Source organism: Streptococcus oralis, assembly GCF_019929365.1.
GTDB classification, from domain to species: Bacteria; Bacillota; Bacilli; order Lactobacillales; family Streptococcaceae; genus Streptococcus; species Streptococcus oralis_BT.
The window spans coordinates 444,804-464,370 of the sequence record NZ_JAHZPH010000001.1; the positions used below are offsets into that span (position 1 = coordinate 444,804).

Here is a 19,567-nt window from a genome sequence, read left to right on the forward strand (position 1 = left end):
TAGCTGTCAAGACCTAAGTCCTATATATAGAAGAAAGGTTTATCTGTGTGAACAAATTTCTCCTTAAAATTCAAACTCAGCCAGCACATCTTGACCGCTGCTAATCAGCTTTGCCCCCTCTTGGATCAGGTGGTGACAGCCATCTGAATGGCCATCTAAAATGTTCCCTGGAATGGCAAAGACATCGCGTCCTTCTTCCATGGCACGCTCACAGGTGATGAGACTGCCTGAACGCATTCTTGCCTCTGCTACAATAACCCCACGACACAGTCCTGCTATGATACGATTTCGAGCTGGAAAATGAAATTTCAGAGGTTGCTCGCCAGGTCCATATTCACTGAGAACCAGATGGTCATTGCCAATATACTCCTGCAAGCGTTTATTGGCTTTAGGATAAAACACATCCAATCCTGTTCCAATCACAGCAATCGTTTTTCCACCATTCTGGAGTGCAGCCATGTGGGCAGCCGTATCAATCCCTTTAGCCAAACCACTGACCACGATTAACTCGTTTTCCAAACCTTGAATGACTCTCTGAACCGACTTTGCACCTTGGCTCGAACAAGAACGACTGCCCACAACAGCAACCTTTGGAAACTTCAGCAAGTCTAGATTTCCCTTATAAAACAAGAGCGCTGGGGCATCATAAATCTCACTCAAATCCCAAGGATAACAATCATCAAGAATCGAGAAGGATGGAAATTTCTGAAACTCCTTCTCCAACTGCGCATCATCTATCTGGAAATAGCGTTCCATAAAGACAGCGGGATTTCTGCACCCAGATATTTCAGCAATATCACCTAGCAAGAGCTCCTGATCTACACTCTCGTCATATTCAAGAACAGTTAGAATCTGTTGATTGGTCAGCCCTGCTTTTCTTAATTTATAAATCTCATAGTTTGTAATCTTCATAAGCAACTCCATTTCTTCTTTTCTACTCATCTATCTATTCGTAAAAATAGCAAAAAGAAGACCAGTTGATCTTCTTTTTTTCATTTATTCAGCTTTCGTATTTGACCAGCTACTTTCAATCATCGGTAAGATTGCTTTTAAAGTTTCACCATCCCCTTCAAGTGAAACATAGCGGATTTTACCATCATTTGATCGGAAAACCCAGGTAACGAGGTATTTCCCTGACTTAGCAATTGCATTGACAACATAGGCTTCATAACCTCCAATGGTCGATTTGGAACCCCAGACCTTACTGAAATCAGAGCTTTGTTCTTTGGAAGTTAAAATACTAGATGAGACATTCACAATATCCAGTTTAGCATATTCTTCTTCGCTGATATTGAACTGCTCGGCCTTGAAGGTATTAAGTGTAACAATGTTGATATCTGTTCCATCACAATACTGTATATCATTTCCACCTTCTACTTCATGGAATCGAACCCATGATTTGGGTACCTTGACAAAACCATATTCATTCGAACCAATGATTTGCGTCTCTTCCTTTTTCGCTTCAGAAACAGCAGAACTAGTGCTACTCGTTTACTGACTACTAGAAGAACTAACAACTGCAGACGAACTTTCTTCGGTTGCTGTTTGTGATTTATTAGAGCATGAAGCTAAAAAAGCACTAACAGTAACTACAGTACCTAAAATTAATAATTTTTTCATCCTACCACCTTTCCATCTGCATTATAAGAAAAATAAAGACTTCTGTCAAATTCTAACCTAATCGATTCTGTTAGTTTCCGATTTTATAGCTCACATTTAAAGAAAAAAACTCTTGAAAAATCTTCAAGAGTTTTATTTTTTATTTCTATTCTTCATCCATGCTTAAGACGCTGAGGAAGGCTTCTTGTGGAACTTCCACTGATCCGATAGCCTTCATGCGTTTCTTACCAGCTTTTTGTTTTTCAAGGAGTTTGCGTTTACGAGAAACATCACCACCATAACATTTGGCAAGTACGTTCTTACGAAGGGCCTTGATATCAGTACGAGCCACGATCTTGTGCCCAATAGCTGCTTGGATTGGTACTTCAAATTGTTGACGAGGGATGATTTTTTTAAGCTTATCAACGATGAGTTTTCCACGTTCGTAGGCAAAATCCTTGTGAACGATAAAGCTGAGGGCATCGACCTTGTCTCCATTGAGAAGGATATCCATTTTGACTAGCTTAGATGGACGGTACTCTGACAATTCGTAGTCAAAGCTTGCATAACCACGTGTCGAAGACTTGAGTTTATCAAAAAAGTCAAAGACGATTTCAGCGAGTGGAATTTGATAGATGACATTGACACGATTATCATCAATATAATCCATGGTCACAAAGTCCCCACGCTTGCGCTGAGCCAGTTCCATCACCGCTCCAACAAACTCCTGCGGTACCATGATTTGCGCCTTGACATAAGGCTCTTCAATGGTCGCAATCTTGGTTGGGTCTGGAAATTCAGAGGGGTTAGACACATCCATAGACTCACCATCAGTTTGGTTAACCTTATAGATAACAGATGGAGCTGTCATGATGAGGTCAATGTTGAACTCACGCTCTAAACGCTCTTGGATAACATCCATATGGAGAAGCCCAAGGAATCCACAACGGAAACCAAATCCAAGGGCCTGAGATGTTTCTGGTTCAAACTGCAGGCTGGCATCGTTGAGCTGCAATTTTTCAAGGGCTTCACGAAGGTCATTGTACTTATTTGATTCGATTGGATAAAGACCTGCAAAGACCATAGGATTCATCTGCTTGTATCCGTCTAGTGGTTCTGCTGCAGGATTACTTGCTAGAGTAACTGTATCACCCACACGGGTATCTTGAACCGTCTTGATAGAAGCCGCAATATAGCCAACGTCACCAGTCGCAAGAAAATCACGACCAACTGCCTTCGGCGTGAAAATACCGACCTCTGTCACATCAAAGGTCTTGCCATTGCTCATGAGCTGAATCTTATCGCCAGGTTTAACCACTCCGTCCATGACACGCACTTGGAGGATAACCCCACGATAGGCATCATAAACTGAGTCGAAAATTAAGGCTTTTAATGGAGCTGAAACATCACCAGTTGGAGCTGGCACTTTTTCAACGATCTGTTCAAGAATCTCTTCGATACCAATACCAGCTTTGGCTGAAGCTAAGACTGCTTCGCTGGCATCCAGTCCGATGACATCCTCAATCTCTGTACGCACACGCTCTGGATCGGCTGCTGGTAGGTCAATCTTGTTAATGACTGGCAGAATTTCCAAATCATTATCCAAGGCTAGATAAACGTTGGCAAGAGTTTGAGCCTCAATCCCTTGGGCCGCATCAACCACCAAAATCGCCCCTTCACAGGCAGCTAGCGAACGCGAAACTTCATAGGTAAAGTCCACGTGCCCTGGCGTGTCAATCAAGTGGAAAATATAGGTCTCCCCATCTTTTGCAGTGTAATTGAGCTCAATGGCATTAAGTTTAATGGTAATCCCACGTTCACGCTCAAGATCCATACTATCCAAAAGCTGGGCTTGCATTTCACGACTAGAAACCGTCTCCGTCTTTTCCAAAATGCGGTCTGCAAGCGTTGACTTTCCGTGGTCAATATGGGCGATAATAGAGAAGTTGCGGATCTTCTCCTGTCGTTTTTTCAAATCTTCTAAGTTCATGATACTCTTCCTTTCAGGGTATCTATTAATTATAAATTGTTTTTAACATTTTGACAAGACCATACCCTGCTAGGAGTACTAATCTTCGGCAACAAAACCATCATTTTCGATAAAATGGTGTTCTGTCATTCCTTGGTCAGTAAAGACGATTCCATGAAGGACACCACCATAGACAGCTCCTCCATCCATGCCAATCTTGCCATCTTCTGTCATCCAAAGCTCAGCAGTACCTCGGTCTTGCTTGAGCAAACCATAAACTGGTGTATGCCCAAAGACAATGGTTTTTCCAGTATGATTTTCAGCTTCGTGGAATGGCTTTCTGAGCCAGACTTTTTTATAATCTGTAGTTTCATGCCAATCATCCAAGGTCAAATCAATACCCGCATGAACAAAGATATACTTGTCTGTCTCTACTACAAATGGCATTTGACGAATAAATTCGACCAAGTCTGCCGCTTCAGTCGCAACCCGTTTGGCATCTTCCACTCCATCAACGGGTGCATCCAAGGGACGACCTAGGATTGAGTTAATAGTTGTATCTCCTCCATTGCGACGATAGTGGTCATAACCTTCTTCTGGATCATCGAGCCAAGTCAAAAACATATACTCATGATTACCTGATAAACAAATGGCTCCTTGATTGTCAACCAAGTCTTTGACCATTTCTAGAACACGGCGACTGTCTTCACCACGGTCAATCAAATCCCCTAGAAAAAGCAACTGAGTTTGACCATCCCAGGTTTTGAGCAGATCTTCTAGCATACCTGCCTTTCCGTGAACATCTCCAATTACATAATAGTCTGTCATTTATTTCTCCCTCGTTTGCAATAATTCTCTGGCTTGGGTAAGGGCCGCTTCTGTTACATTCTCCCCAGCCAACATCTTAGCTACTTCTTCTACTCGCTCTTCAACCGTCAAGAGACGAACCGTCGACACCGTTGAGTGCTCATCGCTAATCTTTTCAATGAAGAATTGATAATCCGCGATAGCAATCACTTGTGGTAAGTGAGAAATAGCTAAAACCTGACCATGCTGGCCGATCTTATGGATCTTCTGTGCAATAGCTTGGGCTACACGACCTGAAACTCCCGTATCCACCTCATCAAAGACAATACTGGTCTTACCTTCCTTGCGAGAAAAGGCAGACTTGATAGCCAACATGAGGCGGGATAATTCCCCACCGGACGCAACTTTGACCAAGGGTTTAAAGTCTTCACCAGGGTTGGTTGAAATGTAAAACTCGACCATTTCATTTCCCTCACGACTAAATTTGCCCTTACTAAAGCGAACCTGGAATTGTGCCTTCTCCATATAGAGGTCTTGCAGTTCTTGTTTAATCTCTGCCTCAAGCTGCTGGGCCAAGTCATGGCGAGCAGATGCAAGCTGACCTGCCAAATCAACAAGATCGACTTCCAATTTTTTGAGCTCTGCTTCCATGTCTTCGGAAGAAAGGTTATTCCCTGTCAAGAGATTGTACTCATCCGTAATCTTGGCAAAATAAAGCAAAACATCGTCCACAGTCCCACCGTATTTACGGGTAATAGTATTCAGAAGGTCTAAGCGATTTTCAACCTGCATGAGGCGATTGCCATCAAAATCCAAGTCCTCAATAATATCTTCCAAACGCTTTGTAATATCTTCTAAAACATAATAGGTTTCTGATAGAGAACTCGAAATTTCACGGTATTCAGGATCATATTCTTCGACACTTTCCATGTTATTCATGGCTGAACGGACATTTGCTAGGCTAGAGAATTCCTCATTGTCCAACATGCTATAGGCATTGGTTAGCGTATCCGCAATATTTTTATGATTGAGAAGTTTATCTCGTTCTTGGTTGAGAGCCAAGTCTTCACCAGCCCGCAAGTTTGCCGCTTCAATCTCTGCCATTTGAAATTCCAACATCTCAATGCGAGACTTGTGTTCCTGCTGGTTTTTCTTGACTTCAAGAACCTGCTTGCGCATTTTGCGATAGGCGTCAAAGCTTGTCTGATAGGTCTCCTTCAAGTCCAAGAAAGCTGCATCACCAAACTCATCCAACATCTGGATGTGCAGTTGCGGACGCATTAACTCTTCTTGGTCATGTTGACCATGAATATCGACAAGATGCTGGCCAATTGCACGCAAAACAGAAAGATTGATCATCTGCCCATTCACGCGACTTACACTTCGCCCATTTTGAAGAATTTCACGACGGATGATAATCTCATCCCCCAACTCCAACCCTTGCTCTTCAAAGAGTTCTTGTAAAGAACGGCTATTCTCAACAGAGAAAAGCCCTTCAATCTCAGCTTTGGGAGCACCATGACGAATAACATCTGTAGTCGCTCTAGCTCCTAACATCATGTTCATGGCATCGATGATGATCGATTTCCCAGCACCTGTTTCACCAGTTAAGACTGTCATGCCTTTTTCAAAATTGAGCGAAATCGCCTCTATAATGGCAAAGTTTTTTATCGAAATTTCAAGTAACATATAAACCTACCAATTTTTTACTTGTTCAAACATTTCCTTGGCGTCTTCTTCATTTCTCAAGATAATCAAAATTGAGTTGTCGTCTGCCAGACAGTTGAAAATTCTCTCTGAGAAAGTATTCATCAGCTGACTCTTGACAAAGGCAGTATTCCCAGGAATGACATCCAGATTGATCATATTGCCCATGCGCTCAGAACCTACTATGTTATTCTCAGCCAACTGCAAACTTCTTACAATTGTTTTTGGCAATTCATAGATGTATTTATTGTTCTTCAAGGGAATTTTTACAATACCCAGTTCCTTAATATCTCGTGACACCGTCGCTTGAGTAGCAGAAATACCTGCTTCCTTCAAATGCTCAACGATTTCTTCCTGAGTCCCAATTTGATAATCTGTTACAAATCTTCTAATTTTTTCAAGTCTTTCTTTTTTATTCATCTTTAAATTCTCTATGTGCTCTCTCTACAACTTTTTCTATTTCAGGGGCAACTTGGTTACTTGCTCCCTCTTCTTTTTTCAAATAGGCTAAAAATTCGATATTCCCATGTCCACCTTGGATTGGTGAATAGTCTAATCCAAGCACTGAAAAACCTTGTTCAACTGCCATAGCAGTGACAGATTCAAGGATAGTTTGATGAACCTTGGCATCGCGAATGATCCCATTCTTTCCAATCTGCTCACGACCTGCTTCAAACTGGGGCTTAACCAGAGCCACCACCTGCCCTTGATCTGCCAAGACACGGTGCAAGGCTGGAAGAATCAGACTGAGGGAAATGAAACTCACATCAATACTGGCAAAGCTCGGCTCCTTTTCGAAATCAGTCTTTTCAGCATAGCGGAAATTGAACTGCTCCATGCTGACAACCCGAGGGTCTTGACGTAATTTCCAAGCCAACTGATTGGTACCAACATCAACTGCAAAGACCAACTCAGCACCATTTTGCAACATGACGTCGGTAAAGCCCCCAGTAGAAGCCCCAATATCAATCGTTGTCGCTCCTTCCACTGATAGATCAAAAACCTGCAAAGCCTTTTCCAGTTTTAAACCACCACGGCTGACATACTTGAGTTTTTCACCTTTGAGTTTTAGCTCGGTGTCGTCCGAGATTTTCTCTCCTGGTTTGTCAAAACGCTCCCCATTAAGGACTGCTACGACTAGACCTGCCATGACACCGCGCTTGGCTTGTTCTCGTGTTTCAAACAAACCCTGTTTATAAGCTAGTACATCCACTCTTTCCTTAGCCATTGATTCTCAAACTTTCTACTACTTTCACAATCGGCTCTGTTTCAAAGCTGACTTGCTGGGCGATTTCTTCTAATTTAGCCTCGGCTTGATCAAGAGTTTGGTTACAAAAGGCCTTGGCCTCTTCTAAGCCCAACAAGGCTGGGTAGGTTGACTTTTCTGCCTGCAAGTCCTTTTGTGGAGTCTTGCCGATTTCCTCAAAATTAGCTGTCACATCCAGTACATCATCTCGAACTTGAAAGGCAAGCCCGATCAATTCACCAACAGTTTTCAGTTTTGCTTGGATTTCAGGTGCCAATTCAGCTATAATAGCAGCTGCTTGGAAAGGATAGGCTAGTAATTTTCCAGTTTTATTAGCATGAATGGTCTGAAGTTCGTCCAAAGACAAATGTTGGTGTTCGCCTTCCATGTCTAAAACCTGCCCTGCCACCATTCCCAGACTTCCTGAAGCAAGGGATAAGTTGGCAATCAAGTCCACCTTGATCTGACTTGGCAAATCTGCCTGCGCTATCAAGGCATAGGGATCTAGAAACAAGGCATCTCCTGCCAAAATCGCCATAGCTTCACCGAATTTCTTATGGTTGGTCAAACGTCCCCGACGGTAATCATCATCATCCATGGCAGGAAGATCATCGTGAATCAAACTTCCTGTATGAATCATTTCCAAGGCCGCAGCCACCTGCGCGTGAGCTGGTTGGATTGCGACTTGCAAGGCTTCCAAAACTTCTAACAAGAGAAAAGGGCGAATACGCTTGCCACCAGCATGAATGGAATAGAGAACGGACTCTTGTAAACTAGAAGCAAACTGCTGGTCTCCATAAAAATCTTCCAAAGCCGACTCCACAAGAGCTAGTTTTTCTTGCTTCTTCATTCAAAATCACTTTCTGTTCCGTCTTCTTGCATAACCTTGACCAAGGTCTTTTCAGCCTTGTCCAGCGTCGCTTGAAGCTCTTTTGACAAGACCATGCCCTTTTGAAAGGCAGCAATTGCATCTTCCAAAGCAATTTCACCATTTTCCAAACTTTGGACAATGGTCTCCAGTTCTGCTAGATTTTCCTCAAATTTCTTTTGTTTTGACATCTTTAACCTCTAAGTCTACTTGACCATCTCGCATCAAAAGCGTCACTTGGTCTTTTTTCTTCAAACTCTCAACCGAATCTACAACGGACTCTTCTTTTTTGACAATTGCATAGCCACGCGCCACGATTCGACTAGTATCCAACATCAGCAGAGCTTCTGAAAGTCGCTTCACTTCAGCAACTTTAGCATCATAAACAAGAGCCATTTGGCTACGTAAGAGCTTATCCAACTGGCTTAAGCGATCTTGATAACGCTGGATTTTGGTAACAGGCGATAATTGGACTAGTTGATGCGTCCTTGCTTGGACTAATTGGTTGTTATCAGAAATTCGTGTTCGCAAACTTTGTTTTAAGCGCAGTTGCAATTGATCCAAGCGTTGCAAATAGCCGTCATACAAGCGCTCTGGTTGTCTAAAGATAACAGACTGACTGCATTTTTTCAGAGCTTCTTTTTTCCTTGACAGGACATTCTGAACTGCTGTTGCCATCCGTTTTTCCTGATTTTGCAAATGAGTTAATACATCCAACTTGGTCACAGGTGTTGCTAATTCAGCTGCAGCTGTTGGCGTCGCAGCCCGTCGGTCCGCTACAAAATCCGCTAAGGTCACATCCGTCTCATGCCCAACACTGGAGATAACTGGCAAACGAGATTCAAAAATAGCTCGTACCACAATTTCTTCGTTAAAGGCCCAGAGATCCTCGATGGAACCACCACCACGACCAATAATGAGCACGTCCAAATCGTCACGTTGATTGGCACGCGCGATATTTCGAGCAATTTCCTCAGCAGCTCCATCTCCTTGCACCTTTGTCGGATAGAGAAGAATATCGACACCAGGAAAACGTCTGCTGACGGTCGTGATAATATCTCGAATAACAGCTCCACTGCGACTGGTTACCACACCGATTCGCTTAGCAAACTGGGGAAGAGGTTGCTTGAATCTCTCTTGAAATAGACCTTCTTCCGTCAATTTTTTCTTAAGTTGTTCAAACTGAATCGCTAGCGCCCCAACCCCATCAGGCTCAGCTTTTTCAATGATGATAGAGTAGCTACCGCTTGGTTCATAGATCTGCACACGCCCAATGACATTGATCTTCATTCCTTCTTCGAGGTCAAAACCTAATTTTTGATAAATCCCTGACCAGATGGTTGCTTGAATAACTGCATGGTCATCTTTTAGGGAGAAATATTGGTGAGTAGGACGTTTACGAAAGTTGGAAACTTGACCAGTTAAATAGACCCGTTCCAAGTAAGGGTCTTTATCGAATTTCATTTTCAGATACTTGGTCAAAGTTGTTACCGATAAATACTTTTCCATCTCCACCTACTATTCATTTTCTTGCTTTTCCATGGGTATTATTATACCAAAAACATGCTTAAAAATCACCTTTTTCCTACTGAAACTAAAGGAAAAATAGAAAAAGGAGGTCATGCCTCCTCATCTCATTATTTGCTGTTACGAGCTTCTTCCAAAATCTTTGCAATCTTGGTGGTCAAAAGGTCGATAGCAACGGTATTGCTGACTCCCTCAGGAATGACGATATCAGCATAACGCTTGGTTGGCTCGATAAACTGGTGGTACATGGGTTTGACCACACCTAGATATTGATCAATCACGCTATCCAAGCTACGACCACGCTCTTCCATATCACGCTTGATCCGACGAATAATGCGCACATCATCATCCGTATCCACAAAAATCTTGATATCCATCAAATCGCGCAGACGCTTATCTTCCAAGACCAAAATCCCCTCAACGATAAAGACATCTTGAGGCTCCTGACGATAGGTCTTGCTGCTCCGTGTATGCGCTGTATAGTCATAAGTTGGAATGTCTACTGGGCGCCCTGCCAACAATTCCTTAATCTGCTCGATCATCAGATCTGTATCAAAGGCAAATGGATGGTCGTAGTTGGTTTTGACGCGCTCTTCAAAGGTCAAATGAGACTGATCCTTGTAGTATGAATCATGCTCAATCATGGAAATCTTTTCATCAGGAAAATGCGATAAAATGGCTCTTGAAACACTGGTCTTACCACCACCAGAACCACCTGTCACTCCGATAATGATTGGTCTATTTTGCATGCTATCCTCCGTTTTTTTATCCGTCGTCTATTCTATCATATTTTTTTCAAAATTTATAGTCTGATTTGGATAGTCTAGGGGGAAACGATTCCATCCCCACACTCTAGTTAAACTAGCTAAAAACCTTCCTTGGTTTGTAGAAATTGTCCCTTTTTTCTAGAATGGCTAGCAATGTATCTCCCTCAAAGGCAGCCAATTCTTGTTCTGTTCGGTCTAGCTCGATAAAACGACCAAAGCGCACTTCTGTAGCCTCTTCTGGAGTCAGGATAACTTTAACAAGGTCCCCTGTTCCAATTTCAAGAGGATGGAGAAAGTCCAGTTGACCAGCCTCTACTTTTTCAGCAATTTCGTCCAAGGTAAGAGCATCTTCTAGTTGTAAACCTGCTGCACTCGTCCGAGTCAAATGGGACATATGGGCCGCATAACCCAGCTTCTCTCCCAAGTCAACAGACAAGGTACGGATATAAGTCCCCTTACTACATTTCACACGAAATGTAAAACGTGCGAGGTCATCCTCATAAGAAATCGGACTCGTCCTCTCAAATTGATAAATAGTCACCTGACGTTCTGGACGCTCCACTTCCTGACCAGCACGCGCATACTCATAGAGCTTACGACCATTGACCTTGACAGCCGAGTACATAGGCGGAATCTGAGTAATAGGCCCAGTCAGACTCGCAATCGCTTCATCGACAATGGTTTCATCCAAGGGCGACAAAACAGGAGTTTCTGCGACTACTTCCCCACTAGCATCCTCAGTCGTCGTTGAATATCCTAGAGTGATTTCTCCCTCATAGACCTTGCCCTCGTCCTGCATAAACTCGACCATGCGTGTCGCCTTACCAACCGCAATGGGCAAAACACCCACCACATCTGGATCCAAGGTCCCACCATGACCAATTTTCTTGTTTCCCAAAATCTTACGCAGCTTAAAAACCGCATCATGCGAGGTCATCCCCGCTTCTTTTTTTAAGTTGATAATACCGTTCATTTTTGCTTTATATTTCCCTTTTTACTTTACATCAACATATTCTATCTTAGACAGATTTTAAAACTATATCAGCTCATTTTTCTAAATACTTCCTAGCTTCCTGTACATAAAAGAGTTCTGGATTTTCATGGGCGATACTTTCAAACAAACTACGAACACGAGCTTCATCTCCTTTTAGCTGAGCATTGAGAGCTCCGTAATATGAGAACTTGATTCGAGCTAGCTTATTTTCTGGTTCAGTTGTATCGAAGTAGTCGTTTGGTTCTTTATTAAACACAATATCTTTTATGGTTTGGGCTTGTGCAACGAATTTAGCCTTACCACCTTTACAATCTGCAGCCTTGGACAATTGTTCCTCAATGAAAGCAATACCTTGCGCATCTTGAAGATGGATAGAAGATAGAAATTCATAATATAATTTCTTAAATTCAAATATTTTTCTATTTTTTTTAGAAATATTAGAAAGATTGATATTTGAATATTGACTAAGTGCTAATAAAAAATCTCCTCTGAGGTAAGATAATTCTCCTGTGATTAATTCAAAACTTACTTCATTAAATTTCTTATTAAACTTATTGGAATGACTAACACTGTGTTCAAAGAAAGATTGATATTTCTTAAAATCAATCAAAGTCTCCTTCCAATATAGAAGAACTTTCCATGTCAATAAACTTAAAAAGATGCCAATAACTATAAATAATACCGACAAAAATAACAGATAACGTACTGCAATAATATTTTGTTTAAACAATAAAAACAAACCCAAAATTGCTATATAAACTGCAACAACTACTAAATATGAAGATAATCGAATACAAATATTATAAAGAAATTTTACATCTTTATTTGCTAATAATTTAATCAAGTTTTTCAATTTTATAAAAATCCTCCAAATAAAATTGTTTACTAAATTCTCTCAGTAAAAAATTTTCAAAATCATCTTCATCTTCAACTATTGTATACATTCCGTTGTTCACTATAAAATAGTCATTATTGATCATGTAGTGTCCATCGGAGAGTCTTGAAAAATCAATGTCATCTAACTTCAATTTGTCACGTTCACTAAGTGTTAAACGTAAACGAAGGGCTCCCTCTTTCATATAGTCTTTAGGAGAAATTGCTGCATATCCTCCAAATGCTTGTTTTTCTGGACTAGATGAGTTTTGATTTTGAACTGCTTTTTCTTTAATAAAAGAAGTGATTCTAAATGAACGTGATATTTGAAAACCTGGACTAGCTAATGGCTGATCTTCAGCATCAAATACAGATAAATCATAACCTTTCTTTTTAATAGCATCTTCCACTACTGACCTAAAATCTTTTAGAACTATTTGAGCTTCATCACTTGAAACAGCATTTTTTATAAATTCCTTTAGGCCATATTGTTCATCAATGAAAGTAACATATTTTAATTTTTGACGCGTGTACTTAGCACCCACTTTTATGGTAACTCCCTTATCGAAAACATCAAAGACACCTACATCGGAAATATTACTATCATAGTATGAAGACTTAAGTGTTAATTCGTAGTTCAAATCCCTAGAATGATAAAACTCTTGTAATTGTTGTACTTTGGTATTATTTCTCAAGTAAGTTTGAATTTCACTACCTAGAAATGGAGAAAAAATTCCCACTAATACTATAATGACTACAATTCTACTCACTTTTTGATTATACTCCCCCTTTTGATAAATCCAATCTATATACGGAAATAAAAATAAAGAAAAAATGAAACTCCAAAGATTAACATCTGTTATAAAATCAAAAGAAACTATCATCTTAAAATTTAATAAAAACATGAGAAATATTGATAAAAAAACATTGCCAATCAATAGGAATGCAATCAGACACTTCATTTGATTTTTTGCTTTTTTTACATAAGTTATACCTACAATAAGATTGGCTAGAAAGCTAAAAATATAGCCAAAAATAGTTGGAAAAAAGCCAATCACTCCAAAAAGCAAATCATATCTAGACCTTTCGTTAGAAACTGTTGAACCTTCGAAGTTCAAAAAACCGTATAAAAAATTGAGCAAAAAAACAACTAATGGTAAATAAGCAATATAAATTTCCGAGAATTTCAAAGATTTTTTCATAGGAACTCCTGTTTTTAAGCTAACCTCACTCCCCCTTCAGCGCTTCAAACTTCGCTTTCATGGTTGGATTTTTTCGGGTCAATTTTTTTACTGAAACATCTTCCAATTTATTGTTAGCGAGGCGGAGTTGGTTTTCGGATGTGGTTAGGAACTTCTTGACCTCTTCCATGCGTTTGATGGCCTTGTCAATTTCATCGATAGCTTTGCCAAAGTTGGTCGAAGCAGAGTTGTAGTTTTTTGCAAAAGCTACTTTGAAGGCATCCAAGTCTTCTTCAAAATGCGTAATATCGATATTCTGCTCCCGAACCAAGGCCAATTCTTGTTTGTATTTTAGGGAATTAAGCGCCGCATTTCTCAAAAGCCCAATCAACTGGATAAAGAACTGAGGACGAACCACATACATCTTTTCATACTCGTGGCTGACGTCAACAATCCCTGTGTTAAAGTAGTCGTTATCTGCTTCTAACATGGTCACCAACACGGCATACTCACAGTTCTTTTCCCGACGGTCCTTGTCCAATTCCTTGTAAAAATCCGAGTTCTTGTGCTTTTTCTCTGTTCCATCCGCTTCATTTTTCATTTCAAACATGATGGAAATGATTTCGACTCCATTTTCATCACATTCTCGGAAGATAAAGTCCCCCTTAGACCCACGCGCAGAGACCTTGTTATCCTTCTCAAAGTAGGCATTTGGAAAGGCAAAACTACGAACCTTATTGAACTCACTCTCTGCATACTGTTCCAAACTTTCCCCAATTGCCTTGGTTGATTGTTGGGCTTTGAAATTCTTATAGAACTCGACCTGTTCACTGGCTGCCTTAAGCTGGGCTTCGTAATTCTGCTTAACAGAAGCCAAAGACAGCTCATTTTCCTTTTCTTGCAAGAGGAGCTGATTTTTGACCTGATCACGCTCTCTTTCTAAATCAGAGAGAGTCTTTTGGAGTTGGTTTTCATGCTCTAAACGCAAGGTAGCCAGTTGGTTCTCCAAGGCCTGTACTTCCTTGTCCTTGGCCAATAAAGCCTGATGACTGGTTTGTTCAACCTCTTTCTTAGCCAGTTCTTTTTCTGTATCAAACTTTTGGATTTGACTCTGTAATTGCGCAATTTCTTGGTCTTTTTGAGCAAGTTTAGTCTGTTGCTCATTCATAGCCTTCTGCTCAGCCAAGGCCAGCTCCTGCTTCATTCGCTCGTGCAATTCCTTATCAAACTCAACAGTTCTCACTTGAGATAAAAGCTCGGCATACTGACTTTCATTTACTGTAAAGACTTCCCCACAGTTGGGACATTTGATTTCGTTCATAACTTTCCTCTTTCTAGACTTCTGTAACCATTATATCATGCCTGAGGGAAAATCAAAAACAGCGAGTCGAAACCCACTGTTTATATCTGTTACTTTAAATTTTTTCCAAGGCCAAGCGCAAATCTTCAATCAAATCCTCTACATTTTCAAGACCGATAGACAAGCGGATTTGGTTTGGTGTGACACCTGCTGATTCTAGATCTTTTTCTGACAACTGACCGTGAGTGGTTGTCGCGGGATGGACAACAAGAGATTTGGCATCTGCTACGTTTGCAAGGTCAGAGAAGATTTCCAGATTATCAATCACCTTGCGGGCTTCTGTCTCTCTACCTTTGACATGGAAGGTAAAGATTGAACCTACACCTTTAGGAAGGTATTTTTCGGCCAAAGCATGGTAGGGACTGTCAGCTAGTTTAGGATAGTTAACTTTTTCAACCTTAGGATGGTTAACAAGGAAATCAACAATTTTCTCTGTATTTTGAATATGGCGTTCTACACGAAGCGAAAGGGTTTCAAGTCCTTGGAGCAAGAGAAAAGCATTAAATGGTGACAAGGCAGCACCTGTATCACGAAGCAATTGGACACGAACAGCGATAATAAAGGCTGCTGCACCCACATCCCGAGTATAGCTCAAGTTATGGTAACTTGGGTCTTCCTCAACAAATTGAGGAAATTTCCCTGAAGCTTCCCAGTCAAAACGGCCGCTATCAACAATGACACCGCCAATAGTCGTACCATGACCACCGATAAACTTAGTCGCTGAGTGAATGGCAATATCTACACCATGAGAAAAGACATTAATCAAATAAGGTGTGGCAAAGGTATTATCCGAAACCAGTGGAATTTGATGTTTATGAGCAATCTCTGCCAATTTTTCCAAGTCAGGAATGTTAATCAAGGGATTCCCCAAGGTTTCAATCAAGACAAGTTTGGTATTGTCATTGATAGCTGCTTCCACTTCCTCCAAGTTATCCACATCTACAAAGGTAGTTGTGATTCCATAACGAGGAAGGGTTTCCTTCAAGAGGTTGAAGGTCCCACCGTAAATAGTGGACGCTGCCACCACATGGTCACCTGCGTGAGCAAGCGCCAAAATAGTGTAGGTTACAGCAGCCATACCTGATGCTGTTGCAAGCGCTCCAACACCGCCTTCAAGAGCAGCAATTCGTTCTTCAAAGGCCGCTGTTGTAGGGTTGGTGATACGGGTATAGATATTTCCTGCTTTCTTCAAGGCAAAGAGGTCTGCAGCTTCTTGCGTATCATCAAAAACAAAGGATGTTGTCTGATAAATTGGCACTGCACGAGACTTGGTAGCTGGATCCACAACTTGCCCAGCATGTAATTGTAGGGTTTCAAATTTAAATTCACGAGTCATAAGACGACCTCCAAATAGCTTCATTAGGGATATTGTATCATCTTAGGCTAGTCTTTTCCAATACCGTTTTCTTATATTTTGATATAAGGAACAACTATGACTAGTCTTACACATCAAACAAAAAAGCACGATTAACTCGTGCTCATTTCTTTAATCGACATAAGTATCTTCGTTTTTATTGAGGAAAGCGTATGGTAATCCCATCAAGAGACCTCCTCCAATAAAGTTTCCGACAAAGGTTACACCCCAGTGACGAAGAATATTAGGTATGTCAAAATTAGCAATTGAATCTGCTGCAACACTGAACTTAACAATCGCAAAAGAAGCAAAGTTCGCAGCAATGTGTTCGTTTGTTAAGAATACAAACATGTAAATCGCTGATAAGACAAGCCAAAGTTTGGCTCCACCATCTTTCACCAAAACAAATGAAAGAATGGCAATATTTACAAAGATATTGGCTAAAATACCTTCAAGTAGGACTAACTCATTGGAACGACCTAACTTCATCTCTACAACTCCTGAAATGAAGCTATCATGTGTTAGATTTGCATAGGCTGCTGAGTGGGCAAAGCCCCAACCTGCTATCAAAGCTCCTATGAGATTAAACAAGGTACAGTAAAGTAAAATCTCAGCTGTTTTTCTCCATGAGATTTTTTTCAAGAAACTACCAGCAGTCAAAAACATCATGTTGGAAGTTACCAACTCAGCATTCAAGAAAACAATGTAGGCCAATCCCCAAGCAAAAACGAATGGGAAGAGGAAACGTCCACTACCTGGTGCTATTTTATTAATCAAGTCAGCCCCAACTGCACCCGCAGCCGTACTAAATGTTAGAAAGGCACCTGCAAACATGGAGCGAATCGCATACTTAAACTTGCTTTGGCTATAAAGACTTTCTTTCTTCTTACAAGCAAATTCAATCTTTGAGATAAATTCTGAAGAGACCATAAAAAACTCCTAAAACTTTTATTTGTGAATATTATAACATAAAGCACGCATTTTGAAAAGCCTTTCTTGTATACGTTTTCTACAAAGAAAATCAAGTCATTGGAGGAATTCCATAAATCTCTCCTTTACCCATTAACAGAAAAACATTCCAATGTTTCAAATTGATCATCCAAAAATTCAAATTCAAATAGGTGCCAGTCATCGAAGGTTTGCTCACAATAACTAACTGTTCCTTGATTGTAGTCAATGATAGGTTTCCCCAGCTTGTTCTTCACATCTTCCTCGCAGACTGCTCCATACATTTCCTTAAGATCAGCTAGCATGAAGTTGATAATTCTATTGAGATTTTCCTGATAATTTTTTGATAACAGTTCAACTTTATCTATAAAGTCACAATCAGGCTCCTCGTCCCAAACAAAGGTCACTCCCTCATGCTCATAAGTGTATTGCTGTAAACTCTCATCAAAATTCATTGTTCACTCTCCAAATCATTATCATTTACTAAAAATTTATTAACATTAATCAAAATGTTCAAATGATTTCATAAAAATGTCTTCCACACTCGCGTACGATAAAATAACAACACTTGCAATGATTAGAAGATATCATCATAATGTTCACTCGCTTGTTTCACAAACTCGAAAATATTCAAAGATATGGGTTTCATTTCCAGTGAACCTAATGCCCCCAAATCATTCATATAAATAGTGTCGTCAGAATCTTTCTTTATAAAAAAAGCGACATCCCCATCTTGCCCAATCAGGAAAAAATCAGGTTCCCACTCTTCTATTTGGTAGGTGGAGTTTCTTTCTAGCAAATCTAGTCTTGAGTATAAGGTGATGCCTGTATTCTCTATTATCAACTCTCCTGCTTTGTCGATTTTACTCAAGAATTCTGCGTATAGGTTTGGAAGTACCAAGTCAATCTGATTATTCATTGTCAACTCCTCATCTATTTTTCCTACTGCGAAAGTCCTATATCTCATCTTCACTTAGTTCTCTAAAATGTGAAATATGATATCCAAAATAAGATTTCCCCGATTTTCCTATGAAGATTCCGTGTTCAGTCATATTGGCAATTTCTCCCAAGAATATCATAGGAAGATCCTTGTCAAATGGAAAACTACTTGTTATGTCTTCTTTGAGCGTAACTAAAGACTTTTCTCTTAACTGACTCATTATCTATCCTCTTTTATGCCAGGCATCCTTCGGTTACTTACGATAAATCTTTCAACTTACTGACCTGCTTCCTCTCACAACCATTAAAGTTGAATGATCATCTTGCAAGCATCAGACATTATCAAATTTTATAGTTTTCAATTTCTTCTCTACTCATGCCTACAAGTTCTGTCGTCCACAAGCCTACAATGTCCGACAAGATTGAATCGCAGGTATACTCTTCTTCACCGTCTATATACTTACAGGAAAAGACAGGCTCCCTTGTCGCCGCTTGATAAAATGTCATGGCTACTTCTTCTAGTTTTTCAGGATTGAAATCAAGTGATAGTTTTTGAGCCATATTTCCTCGTACCAGATCCCAATTTTCCTGCTTAGCCTGATAGCTTTCTCGTATTTTAGACACATAGCCCCTACAAAATGCTTTCAATAAGTCTGTGTTCTGATAAAGATACTGACAACTAAAATCCGAAATACAACCTGCATGAAGTAGGAATGTTAGTAAGTCCTTCAGACTTTCTGATACTCTCCCCACTTGGCCCTCACTTCCGATAAAGCCTATGCTGTTATCTTCGAGAAAAACATATTCTCCCCCACTACCGTCTTGAGCAAATGCCTTACAGGCAAGAGAGTACTCCTCATTGTTCCCTGAAAACTGGACTTCACTTATCTTGTCATAAAAATAAATATCACATTCAGTCATCAGTAAGGTCCTTAACTGTTCATTTTCTCTGACTTCTTGTAGCTTATCCATGATCATTCCTTTCTTAAGCTAAACACTTATCCATCTATTACAATTCTAATATGGTAGTTTTTAGTTTCATTCTTTAGATTCTTCACAAGGAGATCATTCTGTTTTGATTTGCCACAGAAAAATGATAGGGGCTTTCTGTCTTTCTGTTCAATACACACATGATACCTTGCCCCGTTCAATTTGACACTTCGAATATATTTGACTTCAATCATTTTGATGTTATTCAGCGGAATGATTCTCTTCACAAATACAAAAGCATTGTGAATATAAAGTCTCCCATTGGCAATGTGAAACGGAGCAAAAAAATCACCACCACTACGACGGACAATTATAAAACGTCGCCAAAAGATTAGTAAAAGAATAGAGGTTAATAAGTAAAAGGCAAAACTAAAGACAGGACTTTCCCACATCGTTTTCATTCCAAACAAAAAATATTCGAACATGCATCATTCTCCT

21 protein-coding genes and 1 pseudogene are annotated in these 19,567 nt (G+C 40.2%); all 22 read right to left on the reverse strand.

The genetic code is table 11. The features are described 5' to 3' along the window. Positions 1–63 precede the first annotated feature (63 nt). The 22 genes and pseudogenes from dprA to K1I53_RS02345 all read right to left on the reverse strand — a co-directional run bounded on the left by dprA (position 64) and on the right by K1I53_RS02345 (position 19,554). Positions 64–912 (reverse strand): DNA-processing protein DprA, encoded by an 849-nt coding sequence (gene dprA, locus K1I53_RS02240; protein WP_223328425.1) that lies wholly within the window; start codon positions 910–912, stop codon positions 64–66. Positions 913–996: 84 nt separating this feature from the next. Continuing rightward, positions 997–1,620: pseudogene (locus tag K1I53_RS02245) on the reverse strand (hypothetical protein). Between the two features lie 145 nt (positions 1,621–1,765). Further along, positions 1,766–3,589, reverse strand: coding sequence for a translation elongation factor 4 (gene lepA / locus K1I53_RS02250; RefSeq protein ID WP_001047156.1), 1,824 nt, complete (start codon positions 3,587–3,589; stop codon positions 1,766–1,768). A 78-nt stretch (positions 3,590–3,667) separates the two neighbouring features. Then, entirely contained in the window at positions 3,668–4,396 is a 729-nt protein-coding gene (locus tag K1I53_RS02255; protein ID WP_223328010.1) for a metallophosphoesterase family protein, read from the reverse strand. Then, positions 4,397–6,064, reverse strand: a complete 1,668-nt coding sequence (gene recN, locus K1I53_RS02260) for a DNA repair protein RecN (RefSeq protein WP_223328011.1) — start codon at positions 6,062–6,064, stop codon at positions 4,397–4,399. A 6-nt stretch (positions 6,065–6,070) separates the two neighbouring features. Then, a complete protein-coding gene (locus K1I53_RS02265; protein WP_001034389.1) occupies positions 6,071–6,502 on the reverse strand; it encodes an arginine repressor in 432 nt (143 codons plus the stop codon). After that, positions 6,495–7,310 (reverse strand): TlyA family RNA methyltransferase, encoded by an 816-nt coding sequence (locus K1I53_RS02270; protein WP_223328014.1) that lies wholly within the window; start codon positions 7,308–7,310, stop codon positions 6,495–6,497. The genes K1I53_RS02265 and K1I53_RS02270 overlap by 8 nt, the downstream gene beginning before the upstream one ends. Beyond that, the gene (locus tag K1I53_RS02275) at positions 7,303–8,178 is read right to left on the reverse strand and encodes a polyprenyl synthetase family protein (RefSeq protein ID WP_223328015.1); all 876 of its coding nucleotides are present in this window, start codon (positions 8,176–8,178) and stop codon (positions 7,303–7,305) included. The genes K1I53_RS02270 and K1I53_RS02275 overlap by 8 nt, the downstream gene beginning before the upstream one ends. Beyond that, positions 8,175–8,387, reverse strand: coding sequence for an exodeoxyribonuclease VII small subunit (locus tag K1I53_RS02280; protein WP_000043226.1), 213 nt, complete (start codon positions 8,385–8,387; stop codon positions 8,175–8,177). The genes K1I53_RS02275 and K1I53_RS02280 overlap by 4 nt, the downstream gene beginning before the upstream one ends. Continuing rightward, on the reverse strand, positions 8,365–9,705 hold the full coding sequence (xseA, locus tag K1I53_RS02285; RefSeq protein ID WP_223328017.1) for an exodeoxyribonuclease VII large subunit: 1,341 nt from the start codon (positions 9,703–9,705) through the stop codon (positions 8,365–8,367). The genes K1I53_RS02280 and xseA overlap by 23 nt, the downstream gene beginning before the upstream one ends. A gap of 128 nt (positions 9,706–9,833) precedes the next feature. Continuing rightward, complete coding sequence (gene udk / locus K1I53_RS02290; protein WP_001181369.1) at positions 9,834–10,472, reverse strand: uridine kinase; 639 nt, start codon at positions 10,470–10,472, stop codon at positions 9,834–9,836. Positions 10,473–10,584: 112 nt separating this feature from the next. Continuing rightward, complete coding sequence (truB, locus tag K1I53_RS02295; protein WP_223328019.1) at positions 10,585–11,463, reverse strand: tRNA pseudouridine(55) synthase TruB; 879 nt, start codon at positions 11,461–11,463, stop codon at positions 10,585–10,587. 73 nt (positions 11,464–11,536) lie between these two features. Further along, positions 11,537–12,328 carry a hypothetical protein gene (locus K1I53_RS02300; protein WP_038805659.1) on the reverse strand — a complete coding sequence of 264 codons (792 nt, stop codon included), beginning with the start codon at positions 12,326–12,328 and terminating at the stop codon, positions 11,537–11,539. Continuing rightward, on the reverse strand, positions 12,321–13,559 hold the full coding sequence (locus tag K1I53_RS02305; protein ID WP_223328024.1) for a glutamyl-tRNA amidotransferase: 1,239 nt from the start codon (positions 13,557–13,559) through the stop codon (positions 12,321–12,323). The genes K1I53_RS02300 and K1I53_RS02305 overlap by 8 nt, the downstream gene beginning before the upstream one ends. 25 nt (positions 13,560–13,584) lie before the next feature. Next, positions 13,585–14,859 carry a DUF2130 domain-containing protein gene (locus K1I53_RS02310; protein ID WP_223328026.1) on the reverse strand — a complete coding sequence of 425 codons (1,275 nt, stop codon included), beginning with the start codon at positions 14,857–14,859 and terminating at the stop codon, positions 13,585–13,587. A gap of 94 nt (positions 14,860–14,953) precedes the next feature. Beyond that, positions 14,954–16,234, reverse strand: a complete 1,281-nt coding sequence (locus K1I53_RS02315; RefSeq protein WP_223328028.1) for an O-acetylhomoserine aminocarboxypropyltransferase/cysteine synthase family protein — start codon at positions 16,232–16,234, stop codon at positions 14,954–14,956. Between the two features lie 150 nt (positions 16,235–16,384). Next, a complete protein-coding gene (locus K1I53_RS02320; protein WP_000254787.1) occupies positions 16,385–17,182 on the reverse strand; it encodes a formate/nitrite transporter family protein in 798 nt (265 codons plus the stop codon). A gap of 125 nt (positions 17,183–17,307) precedes the next feature. Continuing rightward, positions 17,308–17,655 carry a hypothetical protein gene (locus K1I53_RS02325; protein WP_223328030.1) on the reverse strand — a complete coding sequence of 116 codons (348 nt, stop codon included), beginning with the start codon at positions 17,653–17,655 and terminating at the stop codon, positions 17,308–17,310. A 122-nt stretch (positions 17,656–17,777) separates the two neighbouring features. Continuing rightward, on the reverse strand, positions 17,778–18,119 hold the full coding sequence (locus K1I53_RS02330) for a hypothetical protein (RefSeq protein ID WP_223328032.1): 342 nt from the start codon (positions 18,117–18,119) through the stop codon (positions 17,778–17,780). Positions 18,120–18,156: 37 nt separating this feature from the next. Then, positions 18,157–18,360 carry a hypothetical protein gene (locus tag K1I53_RS02335; protein WP_223328033.1) on the reverse strand — a complete coding sequence of 68 codons (204 nt, stop codon included), beginning with the start codon at positions 18,358–18,360 and terminating at the stop codon, positions 18,157–18,159. A 121-nt stretch (positions 18,361–18,481) separates the two neighbouring features. Continuing rightward, complete coding sequence (locus tag K1I53_RS02340; RefSeq protein WP_223328035.1) at positions 18,482–19,111, reverse strand: hypothetical protein; 630 nt, start codon at positions 19,109–19,111, stop codon at positions 18,482–18,484. Positions 19,112–19,137: 26 nt separating this feature from the next. Further along, on the reverse strand, positions 19,138–19,554 hold the full coding sequence (locus K1I53_RS02345) for a hypothetical protein (protein ID WP_125448493.1): 417 nt from the start codon (positions 19,552–19,554) through the stop codon (positions 19,138–19,140). Positions 19,555–19,567 lie beyond the last annotated feature (13 nt).

Coding starts and splice junctions, on each gene's coding strand:
- K1I53_RS02325 (WP_223328030.1), bottom strand. CDS start 17,655: ATGAATTTTGATGAGAGTTTACAGCAATACACTTATGAGCATGAGGGA.
- dprA (WP_223328425.1), bottom strand. CDS start 912: ATGAAGATTACAAACTATGAGATTTATAAATTAAGAAAAGCAGGGCTG.
- K1I53_RS02315 (WP_223328028.1), bottom strand. CDS start 16,234: ATGACTCGTGAATTTAAATTTGAAACCCTACAATTACATGCTGGGCAA.
- udk (WP_001181369.1), bottom strand. CDS start 10,472: ATGCAAAATAGACCAATCATTATCGGAGTGACAGGTGGTTCTGGTGGT.
- K1I53_RS02335 (WP_223328033.1), bottom strand. CDS start 18,360: ATGAGTCAGTTAAGAGAAAAGTCTTTAGTTACGCTCAAAGAAGACATA.
- K1I53_RS02345 (WP_125448493.1), bottom strand. CDS start 19,554: ATGTTCGAATATTTTTTGTTTGGAATGAAAACGATGTGGGAAAGTCCT.
- K1I53_RS02320 (WP_000254787.1), bottom strand. CDS start 17,182: ATGGTCTCTTCAGAATTTATCTCAAAGATTGAATTTGCTTGTAAGAAG.
- lepA (WP_001047156.1), bottom strand. CDS start 3,589: ATGAACTTAGAAGATTTGAAAAAACGACAGGAGAAGATCCGCAACTTC.
- K1I53_RS02270 (WP_223328014.1), bottom strand. CDS start 7,310: ATGGCTAAGGAAAGAGTGGATGTACTAGCTTATAAACAGGGTTTGTTT.
- K1I53_RS02265 (WP_001034389.1), bottom strand. CDS start 6,502: ATGAATAAAAAAGAAAGACTTGAAAAAATTAGAAGATTTGTAACAGAT.
- truB (WP_223328019.1), bottom strand. CDS start 11,463: ATGAACGGTATTATCAACTTAAAAAAAGAAGCGGGGATGACCTCGCAT.
- K1I53_RS02275 (WP_223328015.1), bottom strand. CDS start 8,178: ATGAAGAAGCAAGAAAAACTAGCTCTTGTGGAGTCGGCTTTGGAAGAT.
- K1I53_RS02305 (WP_223328024.1), bottom strand. CDS start 13,559: ATGAAAAAATCTTTGAAATTCTCGGAAATTTATATTGCTTATTTACCA.
- K1I53_RS02340 (WP_223328035.1), bottom strand. CDS start 19,111: ATGGATAAGCTACAAGAAGTCAGAGAAAATGAACAGTTAAGGACCTTA.
- xseA (WP_223328017.1), bottom strand. CDS start 9,705: ATGGAAAAGTATTTATCGGTAACAACTTTGACCAAGTATCTGAAAATG.
- K1I53_RS02330 (WP_223328032.1), bottom strand. CDS start 18,119: ATGAATAATCAGATTGACTTGGTACTTCCAAACCTATACGCAGAATTC.
- K1I53_RS02310 (WP_223328026.1), bottom strand. CDS start 14,859: ATGAACGAAATCAAATGTCCCAACTGTGGGGAAGTCTTTACAGTAAAT.
- K1I53_RS02255 (WP_223328010.1), bottom strand. CDS start 4,396: ATGACAGACTATTATGTAATTGGAGATGTTCACGGAAAGGCAGGTATG.
- K1I53_RS02280 (WP_000043226.1), bottom strand. CDS start 8,387: ATGTCAAAACAAAAGAAATTTGAGGAAAATCTAGCAGAACTGGAGACC.
- recN (WP_223328011.1), bottom strand. CDS start 6,064: ATGTTACTTGAAATTTCGATAAAAAACTTTGCCATTATAGAGGCGATT.